This is a genomic window from Pandoraea aquatica, from assembly GCF_902459565.1.
Taxonomy (GTDB): Bacteria; Pseudomonadota; Gammaproteobacteria; order Burkholderiales; family Burkholderiaceae; genus Pandoraea; species Pandoraea aquatica.
Genome location: NZ_CABPSN010000003.1, coordinates 633,717 through 646,599 on the forward strand (window position 1 = coordinate 633,717; position 12,883 = coordinate 646,599).

A 12,883-nucleotide genomic window follows, 5' to 3' on the forward strand; every position below is an offset into this window, starting at 1 on the left:
GTTACGAGGAAGTCATGACCGAGCACGGTCCCCACGGTTCCGAAAAACCGAACGGTTCTGAGCGTTCGCCTGCCCCGCAGGTGCCGCCGACACCACCGGTTTCGCCGACATCCACCGAGCCGTCGCGCAAGCGCCGCTGGCTTGTGCCGGGCATCCTCGGGCTGATCGTCGTGCTTATCGCCGGGGGTGTTTACTACCGCCTGCACGCGCAGAACGCGCAAGGACCGGCACAGGCCGGTGGACGCCGGGGCGGGCCGCCGGCAGGCATGGCCGGGGCAGGGGCACCGGCCACACCGGTCACGGCAGTCGCGGCGAAGACCGGCGATCTGCCGGTGTTCCTCAACGGGCTGGGCACCGTCACGCCGACACGTAGTGTCATCGTGCACTCACGGGTGGACGGCCAGCTCATGAAGGTGCATTTCAAGGAGGGCGACCTCGTCAAGGCGGGGCAACTGCTCGCCGAGATCGATCCGCGTCCGTTCCAGGTGCAGGTCACCCAGATGGAAGGCCAGTTGGCGCGCGACCAGGCGCTGCTCAAAAATGCGCAGCTCGATCTGGCGCGATACGAAACGCTGCTCAAGCAGGATTCGATTGCCACGCAGACGGTCGACACGCAGCGCGCACTCGTCAAGCAGTACGAAGGGACGGTCAAGTCCGATCAGGGGCAACTCGATAACGCTCGCCTGCAACTGACCTATGCGAGCGTCACGGCTCCGGTCTCGGGCCTCGCCGGCCTGCGTCAGGTCGATCCGGGCAACATCATCCACGCATCGGATACCAACGGGATCGTCATCATCAACGAAGTCACGCCGATCACCGTCGTCTACACCATTCCCGAAGACAACCTGCCGAAGGTCGTCAAGCGCTCGCGCGGCGGCGAGACGCTGCCCGTCGAGGCCTTCGACCGGGCAGGCAAGACCAAGCTGGCCGACGGCAAGCTCGCCTCCATCGACAACCAGATCGATACGACGACGGGCACGGTCAAGCTCAAGGCGGAGTTCGCCAACGCCGACGGCATGCTGTTCCCGAATCAGTTCGTCAATGTGAAGATGCTGGTGGACACGCTCAAGGGCGTGACGCTCATCCCGAGCGCGGCGGTTCAGCGCGGCACGCAGGGCAGCTTCGTCTACACCGTTCAGCCGGATCAGACGGTCAAGCTCAAGACGGTGAAGCTCGGACCGACAGACGGCACGAACATGGCGGTGGACGCTGGGATCGAACCGGGCGAGAAGCTCGTGATCGACGGCATGGACAAGCTGCGCGATGGCGCGAAGGTCGAAGTGATCACGGCAGAGAGCCGAGCCGCAGCGGTTGCACCGCGCGCCCCGGGCGAAAAGCGTAACGGCAACGGCGGTGCACATCGCCGTCAGGCGCAGTGAGCTAGATAACGTCGCCAATGAATCCGTCACGTCAGTTCATTCTCCGACCGGTCGCCACATCTTTGTTGATGCTGGCGATTCTGCTCGCCGGTTTCGTCGCCTACCGGCTGTTGCCGCTCTCGGCACTGCCGGAAGTCGACTATCCGACCATTCAGGTCGTTACGCTCTATCCGGGTGCCAGCCCGGATGTGATGACCTCATCGGTGACCGCGCCGCTGGAGCGTCAGTTCGGGCAGATGCCGGGACTGAACCAGATGTCGTCGACCAGTTCGGGCGGGGCGTCGGTGATCACGCTTCAGTTCTCGCTCGATCTCGGCCTCGATGTGGCCGAGCAGGAGGTGCAGGCCGCGATCAACAGCGCCAGCAACCTGCTGCCGAGCGATCTGCCGATGCCGCCGATTTACAACAAGGTCAATCCGGCGGACACCCCGATCCTGACGTTGGCGATCATGTCGAAGACCATGCCGCTGCCGAAGCTGCAGGATCTGGTCGACACGCGCGTGGCGCAAAAGATTTCACAGTTGCCGGGCATCGGTCTGGTGAGCATTTCCGGCGGGCAGCGCCCGGCCGTGCGGATTCAGGTCAATCCGCGTGCGATCACGTCCTACGGCCTGAACATCGAAGACGTTCGTACTTCGATTGCGGCCGCTAACGTCAATCAGGCGAAGGGGAGTTTCGACGGTCCGTTGCGCGCTTCGACCATCGACGCAAACGACCAACTGGCGTCCGCAGACGAATACCGCAATCTCGTCATCGCCTATAAGAATGGCGGTCCGATTCGTCTGTCCGACATTGCCGACGTGATCGACGGCGCGGAAAACACTAAGCTCGCGGCGTGGGCCGACACTACCCCGGCCATCGTACTGAACGTGCAGCGCCAGCCGGGAGCGAACGTCATCGAGACCGTCAACAAGGTCAAGGCGTTGCTTCCGCAATTGCAGGCGGCGCTGCCGGGCAGCATCGACGTGCAACTGCTGACCGATCGCACCACGACGATCCGTGCGTCGGTCTCCGATGTTCAGTTCGAACTGATTCTTGCCGTCGCGCTGGTGGTGATGGTGATTTTCGTCTTCCTGCGCAACGTATCGGCCACCATCATTCCGAGCGTGGCGGTGCCGCTTTCACTGATCGGTACCTTCGGGGTGATGTACCTCTCGGGCTTCTCGATCAATAACCTGACGCTTATGGCGTTGACGATTGCGACCGGCTTCGTGGTCGACGACGCGATCGTGATGATCGAGAACATCGCCCGCTATATGGAGCAGGGTGAGAAACCGTTGCAGGCGGCGCTCAAGGGGGCGGAGCAGATCGGCTTCACCATCATTTCGCTGACGTTCTCGCTAATCGCCGTGCTGATTCCGCTGCTGTTCATGGGCGACGTGGTGGGCCGGCTGTTCCGCGAGTTCGCGATTACGCTGGCGGTATCGATTCTGATTTCGGCCGTGGTGTCGTTGACGTTGACGCCGATGATGTGTGCCAAGCTGCTGCGTCACGTGCCTGAAGAGAAGCAGGGCAAGTTCTATCGCAAGACCGGTGAGTTGTTCGATCGCATTATTGCGAAGTACGGCGAATGGCTCACGTGGGTACTCGACCGTCAGCCGGCCACGCTGCTCGTTGCACTCGGCACGCTGGTGCTGACGGTGTTGCTCTATATGTGGGTGCCCAAGGGTTTTTTCCCCGTGCAGGACACCGGCGTGATCCAGGGCATTTCCGAAGCGCCGCAGTCCATCTCGTTTGCAGCGATGGGCGAGCGTCAGCAGGCGCTGGTCGCCGAGGTGCTTAAGGATCCGGCGGTCGAATCGGTGTCGTCGTTCATCGGTGTGGATGGTGTGAACGCTACGCTCAACAGCGGGCGTCTGCTTATCAACCTGAAAGACAAGGCGACGCGCGGAATCGATGCCTCCGAAGTGATCCGCCGCATTCAGCCCGAAGTCGCGAAGATCCCCGGCATCGCGCTCTATATGCAGCCGGTGCAGGATTTGACGATTGAAGACCGTATCAGCCGCACGCAGTATCAGTTCACGTTGCAGGACCCGAGTCTGGACACGCTGGGCGTCTGGGTGCCCAAACTCGTCGACAAGCTGCAACATGTACCGCAACTGGCGGACGTGACGAGCGACTTGCAGGTCAACGGCTTGCAGGCGTATGTCGAGATCGACCGCGATACGGCGAGTCGTCTGGGCGTGACGCCAGCGGCCGTCGACCAGACGCTGTACAGTGCTTTCGGTCAGCGTCTGATTTCCACGATCTACACGCAGGCGTCGCAGTATCGCGTGGTGCTGGAAGTGGCTAACGACTTCCAGCGAGGGCCGGACGCGCTCAAGGGCATTTACGTCGCGTCGACGACAGGCGTGCAGGTGCCGCTCACGTCGTTCGCGAAGATTATCGAGAAACCCACACCGCTGGCGATCAACCATCAGGCGCAGTTCCCGGCGGCGACGATCTCGTTCAATCTGGCCAAGGGCGCGTCGCTCGGCGAAGCGGTGAAGGCGATTACCGAGGCGGAGCAGTCCATCGGCTTGCCGGTGAGCACGCAAACGACTTTCCAGGGCGCAGCGCAAGCGTTCCAGGCATCGCTCTCGAATACGCTATGGCTGATTCTCGCGGCCGTTGTCACGATGTATATCGTGCTGGGCGTGCTCTACGAGAGCTACATCCATCCGATCACCATTTTGTCGACGCTGCCGTCGGCCGGCGTCGGGGCGCTGCTTGCGCTCATGGTCTCGGGCAACGACATCAGCATCATCGCGATCATCGGCATCATTTTGCTGATCGGTATCGTGAAGAAGAACGCCATCATGATGATCGACTTCGCGCTCGAAGCGGAGCGCGAACACGGCATGGCGCCGCGCGAGGCGATCTATCAGGCGTGCCTGCTGCGTTTCCGGCCGATTCTGATGACGACGATGGCCGCTGTGCTGGGTGCGCTGCCGCTGATGCTCGGTTCCGGTGTCGGCTCCGAACTGCGTCAGCCGCTCGGTATCACGATGGTCGGCGGTCTCATGGTCAGTCAGGTGCTCACGCTCTTCACCACGCCCGTGATCTACCTGTGGTTCGACCGCTGGGCGATGCGCGCACGCGCGTGGCGCGAGCGCCGCTTCGGCCCGTCGGATAGCGAGGGGCGCGACGATCACGGCGGCCCGGGCTCCGGTGCCGGCGCGGTGACAACGGACGGTCCGGCACGATGAACCTGTCGGCTGTCTTCATCAAGCGCTCGGTCGCGACCGTACTGCTCACCATCGGGGTGACGCTGGCAGGCATCGTTGCCTTCGGGCTGTTACCTGTCTCGCCATTGCCGCAGGTGGACTTCCCGACGATCTCGGTGTCGGCGTCGCTGCCCGGCGCGAGTCCGGAAACGATGGCGGCCAGCGTGGCCACGCCGCTGGAGCGATCGCTCGGACGCATCGCCGGTGTGACGGAAATGACGTCGAACAGCTCGCTCGGCTCAACCCGCATCACACTGCAATTCGATCTTTCGCGCGATATCAACGGCGCAGCACGCGACGTGCAGGCGGCCATCAACGCGGCGCGTAGCTTGCTGCCGACGGGATTGCCGAGCAATCCGACCTACCGCAAGGTGAACCCGGCGAGTGCGCCGGTGATGATCATTGCGCTGACGTCCGAGAGCATGACGCGCGGCCAGATGTACGACGCGGCATCGACGATCCTTGCACAGAAGATCTCGCAACTCGAAGGGGTGGGCGATGTGACGGTGGGCGGCAGCTCGCTGCCGGCCGTGCGCGTCGAACTCAATCCCACGGCGCTTAACAAGTATCAGATCCCGCTGGAGACGGTGCGCACGGCGATTCAGGCCGTGAACGCGAACCGACCGAAGGGCGCGCTGGAAGACGGCGATCGCCGCTGGCAGATTCTTGCCAACGATCAGGCGAAAACGGCCAAGGAATACCTGCCGGTCATCGTCGCCTATCAGGACGGGCGTCCGGTGCGACTCTCCGATATCGCCGACGTGGTCGACTCGGTGCAGGACGTGCGCAATGCCGGTTCCGCGAATGGCAAGCCCTCGGTGCTGCTCATCATTACGACGCAGCCCGGTGCCAACATCATCCAGACGGTCGACGGCATCAACAAGATCCTGCCGAACCTGCGCGCCTCGATCCCGGCGGCGATCAATCTCGACGTGGTGATGGACCGGACGCCGACCATCCGCGCGTCGCTCAAGGAGGTCGAGCGCACGTTGCTGATCTCGATTGCGCTCGTGATCATGGTCGTGTTCCTGTTCCTGCGGAACTGGCGCGCCACGTTGATTCCGAGCGTGGCCGTACCGGTCTCGCTGATCGGCACGTTCGGGATCATGTATCTGTGCGGCTTCAGTCTCGATAACCTGTCGCTGATGGCGCTCACCATCGCGACCGGTTTTGTCGTCGACGACGCCATCGTGGTGCTGGAGAACATCTCCCGGCATATCGAAGAGGGCTTGAGTCCGTTTGCTGCGGCGCTCAAGGGCACGCGCGAAGTCGGGTTCACCGTGCTTTCGATGAGCATTTCGCTGGTGGCGGTATTCATCCCGCTGCTGCTGATGGGGGGCATCGTCGGCCGCCTGTTCCGCGAGTTTGCGGTCACGCTGTCGGCGGCGATCATGGTCTCGCTCGTCGTTTCGCTGACGACCACGCCGATGATGTGTGCGCGTCTGCTCAAGGGGCGGGCCGCACCGGGTGTTCCGGCGGGCACCGCGCCGCTTGCGCCAGAACCGCCGAAGCCACCGTCTGTCTGGATGCGTATGGGCAACTGGACCGAGCGGATGTTCGAGGCGATGCTGCGGGAGTACGAGCGCTCGCTCGCGTGGGCGCTGCGCCACGGTCCGCTCATGCTGCTGATTCTGCTGGCCACGATCTGTCTGAACGTGTGGCTTTACATGGTGGTGCCGAAGGGCTTCTTCCCACAGCAGGACACCGGGCGCATGATCGGCTTCATTCAGGCGGATCAGGCGATCTCGTTTCAGGCCATGGAGAAGAAGCTCGCGGACTTCATCAAGATCGTGCAGGCCGATCCCGATGTCGCGACGGTCACGGGCTTCACCGGCGGCTCGAATCGCAACGGTGGTTCCATGTTCGTCACGCTCAAGCCGCTGGGCGAGCGAAAGATTACGGCCGATCAGGTGATCGCGCGTCTGCGGGGCAAGCTGGCCAAGGAGCCGGGTGCGATGCTCTACCTGCAATCCGTGCAGGACATCCGCGTGGGCGGGCGTTCGAGCAATGCGCAGTATCAGTACACCTTGCAGGCGGACGACCTCCAGCAGTTGCGCGAATGGGAACCGAAGGTGCGCAACGCGATTTCGCGTCTGCCGAATCTCACCGACGTGAATACCGATCAGCAGGACAAGGGGCTGCAGACCACGCTCGACGTCGACCGCGATCAGGCGTCGCGACTCGGTCTGACGATGAGCCAGATCGACAACGTGCTTAACGACGCGTTCGGTCAGCGTCAGGTCTCGACCATCTACAACCCGCTCAATCAGTACAAGGTCGTGATGGAAGTGGCACCGCAATGGTGGCAGAGTCCGGAGTCGCTCAAGGACATCTACGTGGTGACGTCGGCGGGGGCGCAGGTGCCGCTCTCGGCCTTCGCACGGTATCGTCCGACCAATACGGCATTGGGCGTTTCGCATCAGGGCCAGTTCGCCGCGAGTACGATTTCGTTCAACCTGCCGGCGGGCGTCTCGCTTTCGCAGGCGCAGGCATCGATCAACGATGCGGTGGGGCGTCTTGGCATGCCGACGTCGGTGCAGGGCAGCTTCCAGGGCACGGCGCAGGCGTTCCAGTCGGCATTGTCCTCACAGCCCATCCTGATTCTGACGGCGCTGTTGACGGTGTATATCGTGCTCGGTGTGCTCTACGAGAGTTACATCCATCCGCTCACGATTTTGTCGACGCTGCCGTCGGCGGGCGTGGGCGCTTTGCTGGCGTTGCTGCTCTTCAATACCGAGTTCAGCATCATTGCGCTGATCGGTGTGATTCTGCTGATCGGTATCGTGAAGAAGAACGCGATCATGATGATCGACTTCGCGCTCGATGCGGAGCGGCGTCAGAACCTGCCGCCGCGTGAAGCGATCTTCAAGGCGTGCGTGCTGCGTTTTCGCCCGATCATGATGACGACGATGGCCGCCATGCTGGGCGCGATTCCGCTGGCGCTGGGGACCGGCGACGGCGCGGAACTGCGCCAGCCGCTCGGTATTTCCATCGTGGGCGGTTTGTTGGTGAGTCAGGTGCTGACGCTCTATACGACGCCGGTGGTGTATCTGTATCTCGACCGTGTGCGGCTGCGCTGGATGCGTTGGCGTGCACGTGGCCAGACCGGCCACAGCGACGTGGGGGAGGTCGGCCATGGCTGATGCAATGCGCGATGCGCGCTCGTCGGCGGCTGGCGCTTCCTCTTCGACTTCTTCACCGTCCGACGCCGCTGCCGTCCCAGTTAATTCAGTGAACTTTGTCGCGGCCGAAGGGCCGATGTCTGCCATGTCTCGTATCGTGAATCGTCAAGTTTCCAACGTTCGTTCCCACGTCGCTGCCGTGAGCGTTGCGAACGGGCAACGGCGTGACCTGAGCATGTCGCCGCGCGTGCGTCGTTCGGCAACGTTCCTCGCGGCGAGTGCGGTGTTGTGGCTTGCGGGTTGCGCGCTGGGTCCGGACTATGTTCGCCCGGAGATCGACACGCCCGCAGCCTTCAAGGAAACCGGCGACTGGAAGCTGGCCGAGCCCAACGACGCGGCCGACAAGGGCGACTGGTGGGCCATCTATCAGGACCCGATACTTGCCGATCTGATGTCTCAGGTCGACATCAACAACCAGAACATCAAGCTGGCCGAGGCTAACTATCGTCAGGCACTGGCGGTGGCGGGGCAGGCCCGCGCAGCCTTCTTCCCGACGATTGGCGCGAATGCCGGTGTGACGCGCAGCAGCTCGCGCGTGAGCAATACGGCCGTCAGCGGATCGGGCGTGGGGGGGATTTCCAACAGCTACAGCTTGTCCGGGACGGCAAGCTGGGAACTCGATATCTGGGGCAGCGTGCGCCGCTCGGTGGAGGCCGGCAACGCGAGCGCCGAGGCCAGTGCGGCGGATCTGGCGAACGCACGTCTGTCGGCACAGGCGTTGCTCGCTCAGAACTACTTCGACCTGCGCGTGACGGATGCGCAAAAGGCGCTCCTTGGGCGCACCGTCGCGGCTTACGAGCAAACGCTGAAACTCACGCAGAACCAATACGCCGTGGGCGTCGCGCAACGCTCGGACGTCATTCAGGCGCAGACGCAACTACAGCAGGCGCAGGCGTCCGCGCTCGATATCGAAGTGACGCGCGCCCAACTGGAGCACGCCATCGCGTTGCTCGTCGGCAAGGCCCCGGCCGTGTTCTCTCTGACACCTGCCCCGTTACGCGCCGCCTTGCCGCCCGTGCCGGTCAGTTTGCCGTCGAAACTGTTGGAGCGTCGTCCGGACATCGCGTCTGCGGAACGTTCGGTGGTCGCCGCAAACGCGAAGATCGGTGTGGCCAAGGCCGCATTCTTCCCGACGCTTTCCCTCTCGGCAACGGGCGGCTTCCAGAGCAACAGCTTCGCCGACTGGCTGACACTGCCGAGCCGTTTCTGGTCGGTCGGCCCGGCTCTGGCGGCCACCTTGTTCGATGGCGGCTTGCGACGCGCACAGACCGACGCTGCGATTGCCGCCTACGACGCGCAGGTGGCGACGTACCGCCAGACCGTGCTGACGGCATTCCAGTCGGTCGAGGACAATCTGGCGGCGCTTAACTATCTGGGACGCGAGGCGGCCGTACAGAATCAGGCGGTGCAGTCGGCTCGGGAAGCGGCGCAACTGATCCTCAATCAGTACAAGGCGGGGACCGTCGGATTCCAGAATGTGCTGACGGCGCAAGCGACTGCGTACACCACGGAGCGTACCGCCCTGACCATTCTCGGCCGGCAGTTCACGGCGAACGTGTTGCTCGTGACGGCACTCGGCGGTGGTTGGCACGGATTGCCGCAAGACGGCGCGGCAGCAAGCGGCGCGGTCGGCAGCGGGACAGATGCACCGAACGGTGGCAAGGCGTCGGGGCCCTCTGCGCAGGAATAACTACGCATCTCGGGACGTGCGCAACGCGCCGACCATTAAATCCAGCGCAGGTGTTTAAGGTAATTCCGACTTTCGCAATCGGAATGCCGGAAACCTGCGCTGCGAATCTTCCGAATGCCTGTGACGCGAGTAGCACAAACTCCCGCGTTGTGTGTCTGTGCAATTTCACGTCCGTCCAAGTCGCTTCAAGTAGTTAGCGTGCAGTGCCCGCTCTATCGGGCTGCATGCGGGCCTCCCGTGGATGGACTACACCGCGTGGCAGGCCGTTGCGTCCGATATCAATATGTGACGTTTCCCATCCGATCGGGATGTTCCCTTTTTGCCAGAATGGACCCGCTTCGTTGTGACGGCCGACGCGAAGCACCGCGTGCGTCGTGCGGTCACCATGGTCTGCCAAATGAAGAGAAGGGGGGACAAAATGACGATCAATGTCGTGGTCGCTGACGACCATCCGATTGTGCGATTTGGAATACGACGTCTGCTCGAAGAGCGGGACATGATCCACATGGTCGGAGAGGCAGGAAATTCGTCGGAGTTGGTCAATCTGCTGGCCAAAGCGCCGTGCGACATCCTCGTGACCGACTTCTCCATGCCCGGAGGCAACTTCAAGGACGGGCTCTTTCTCATCGGCTACGTGCGCCGCTATTTCCCCAACATCAAGATCATCGTCGTCACGATGCTGGAGAATCTCGCGATTTTGCGGGGCATGCTCAAGCTTGGCGTGCACTCGATTCTCTCGAAGCTCGATGAGCAGAGTTCGATTGCGGACATCGTGTGCGTGGTGGCCGATGGCAGCCGTTATATTCCCGCGGGTCTCGCGACGCGCCTGCACGACTCCGTGATCGACGACCTCGAAATCGACGCGTCGAAGCTCTCGGGGCGTGAAGTCGAGGTGGTGCGCTTGTTCGTCTCAGGGCTGACCATCAGCGAGATCGCGTTCCAGCTGAGTCGCAGCGTCAAGACCGTGAGTTCTCAGAAGACCAATGCCATGCGCAAGCTAGGATTGGATCGGGACGTCGATCTCTATCACTACGCGACGCGAACGGGCATCACCTGAAGCACGGGCGAGCCGGTCCGGCGCGGCGTAATGGGAGAGGGGGCATGGGATGGGGTCACGCGGGCAGACGAATGGCCCGCATATCGCGCAGAATCAGCTCGCCCGCGCGCAACATCTGTTTGAGTTGATGCACGACCTGCTTGATCTCCTGCACGTTAGCGTCGACAGCGTCGGGTTGCTGTTCCTTTGCGACGACCAGGGCATCGAGACGCTTCGTGTAATCGCGCATCGCTTCGGTGGCAGCTTGTGTGTCCGTCGGCACCGACGCCGCCGGTGCGGCGACCGCTTGCGAGAGCAGGTCGCTGATCGCGGCGACCACTTGCCCCAACTCCCCGCTCTTGTCTGCCGCGATCTGTCGCGGCAGCACGTCCGACAGGCCTGTGATGTAAGACGCCATCACGTGGTTCTGCACCAGCAAATCGTTCAACTCCGCGACCGCGACCTGCTTGGATTTCGGTTCGAGCATCATCCGCTTGAAGGCTGCGCCGAAATTCCCGAAGGCGATGTGCATGTCCTTACGTGCCATGCGATAGGCGAAGTCGTCGCGTTTGCCATCGAGCGCGGCGCTCGATTCGAGATAGGTGCGTGTGGACTGCACTGCGTTGCGGATCAGCGGCCCCATCAAGCGGTATTCCCAATACGGGAACAGATACGAACACACCAGCGCAATGGCCGATCCGATCAGCGTGTCGATCGCGCGCTCGCCGATCACCGAGAGCGAACCCGGCAACAGGAAGTGGAACAGCAGCAGCACGTACGACGACATAAAGACAACCGACAAGCCGTAGTTGAACAACGACAGGCTGTTGCCCATGACCATGCAGAAGAACATGAGCGCGAGCAGAATCCAGGCTTTGTGCACGAACGAGAGAATCACCAGCACGCTCACACAGCCGATCAGCGTGCCGGTCAGACGCTGCGCATTCTTCTGCTTCGTCAGGCTGAAACCCGGCTTCAGAATCACGATGATCGTCAGCAGTACCCAGTAGCTGTGGTCCTGCCCGGCGAGCAACGACCAGTTTTCGCAGATGAGCAGCCCGGTGGCGATGGCAATCGTCACCCGCAACGCGTGACGGAAACTCGGTGACGAAAAAGTCAGATTCTTCCAGAGAAGTTTCGGAGAAAAGCTCTGACGTGAGGTAAAGCGCTGCAAGGCCTGATCGATCTGCACTTCGGTCGCGTTGCCGGCCGTGCTCACATCGGTGTTGCGGTGCATCCGCTCGACGATACGCGTGGTGCTCCATACGCGACGGAATGTGCTGGTGAGTGCCTGATAGGCCTCCGGCGATCGCTGTTGCAGCGACTGCTTTCGCATGATTTCGATTTCGTACTCGATGGCCCGGAATTCTGCGCGCCAGCTGCGTTGTGCTCGCGAGGGCTCGTTGGTCGCGATGGCGTAGCCAATCGCATCCACCTCGATAGCGATCTTGCGGATCATGTCGCGGAAGAACAGCAGCACGTCGTTGTTGGCGAATTCGCGGCGCAGCATCGGATAGTCGGTATGCACCGACACCACCGTCTCGTGCAGATCGACGATGTTGATAAACAGATTGAACAACATGGTGCGACGCGGCTCCAGCGCACCGATGCGCAGCCGGGGCAGGTTACGCAGAATGATCTCGCGCGCCGCCTGCTGCTTCTCTACGACGTTGACCTGGGCCGCAATCAGACGGCGGTAGCAGTCGTCGATATCGGTCGACGTATCGTAGAAGGCCGCTTTGGCTTCCAGATACTCCGAGGTGACGAAGAAGCACTCGGCGAGCGTTTGCTGCTCGATACGAAACCACCAGATGCGACAGACGAACAGGCTGAAGTAGGTGTACCAAAGCCCCCCTGCGAGCACGGCTCCGGCGTCGAGTACTGCCTGATGGCGTGTGAGGTCCGCTTCAACGTTAAGGACCATCATCATGAGACAAGCGAAGCTCACGAGCGACGCACGGAACCCATAGACCACGAGCATCGACAGACCGAACGTCAGAATCAGCGAGGTGATCCAGAGTTGCCACGGCTGGGCAGCCGTTGCCATGCCGGTGATCAGTACCGTCAGGGCACCGAGGAGTGTGCAGCTCAGCAGTTCGGTGTGCTTGTGACGCAGCGGACCGTTGATGTCGACCACGCTCGCGCAGAGCGCGCCGGACGCGACCTCGATGCCGAGCAGGTGCTTATCCATCCCCCAAAACAGGACGAGCGCAGGCAGGATGACGCCGACCGCCTGCCGGGTGCCGCTGAAAAAGTAGTGGCTATAGAGAAACTTCTTGATATCGGTCTGGTAGTCCATGCGTCGGGTGCGAGGGTTCCGCAGCAAAGCCGGCCGCGCGATGGGGTGGGCGCGGCGCAGTGAGAGTCTAGCCGATGCCCGGCGTGCCGCG

6 protein-coding genes are annotated in these 12,883 nt (G+C 62.3%); 5 read left to right on the forward strand and 1 reads right to left on the reverse strand.

The window, feature by feature from the left end:
• Positions 1 to 14 precede the first annotated feature (14 nt).
• The 5 genes from PAQ31011_RS13690 (at position 15) to PAQ31011_RS13710 (ending at position 10,514) form a co-directional block, all read left to right on the forward strand.
• Positions 15 to 1,379 (forward strand): MdtA/MuxA family multidrug efflux RND transporter periplasmic adaptor subunit, encoded by a 1,365-nt coding sequence (locus tag PAQ31011_RS13690; protein WP_246179550.1) that lies wholly within the window; start codon positions 15 to 17, stop codon positions 1,377 to 1,379.
• Between the two features lie 17 nt (positions 1,380 to 1,396).
• Entirely contained in the window at positions 1,397 to 4,567 is a 3,171-nt protein-coding gene (locus PAQ31011_RS13695) for an MdtB/MuxB family multidrug efflux RND transporter permease subunit (protein WP_150576304.1), read from the forward strand.
• A complete protein-coding gene (locus PAQ31011_RS13700; protein ID WP_150576305.1) occupies positions 4,564 to 7,728 on the forward strand; it encodes a multidrug efflux RND transporter permease subunit in 3,165 nt (1,054 codons plus the stop codon). Before PAQ31011_RS13695 ends, PAQ31011_RS13700 begins: the two co-directional genes overlap by 4 nt.
• A gap of 214 nt (positions 7,729 to 7,942) precedes the next feature.
• Complete coding sequence (locus tag PAQ31011_RS13705; RefSeq protein WP_246179576.1) at positions 7,943 to 9,457, forward strand: efflux transporter outer membrane subunit; 1,515 nt, start codon at positions 7,943 to 7,945, stop codon at positions 9,455 to 9,457.
• Between the two features lie 418 nt (positions 9,458 to 9,875).
• Positions 9,876 to 10,514, forward strand: coding sequence for a response regulator (locus tag PAQ31011_RS13710; protein WP_150664311.1), 639 nt, complete (start codon positions 9,876 to 9,878; stop codon positions 10,512 to 10,514).
• A gap of 55 nt (positions 10,515 to 10,569) precedes the next feature.
• Here the strand turns inward: PAQ31011_RS13710 and PAQ31011_RS13715 are convergent, their stop codons facing one another.
• Complete coding sequence (locus tag PAQ31011_RS13715) at positions 10,570 to 12,792, reverse strand: FUSC family protein (protein WP_150576307.1); 2,223 nt, start codon at positions 12,790 to 12,792, stop codon at positions 10,570 to 10,572.
• Positions 12,793 to 12,883 lie beyond the last annotated feature (91 nt).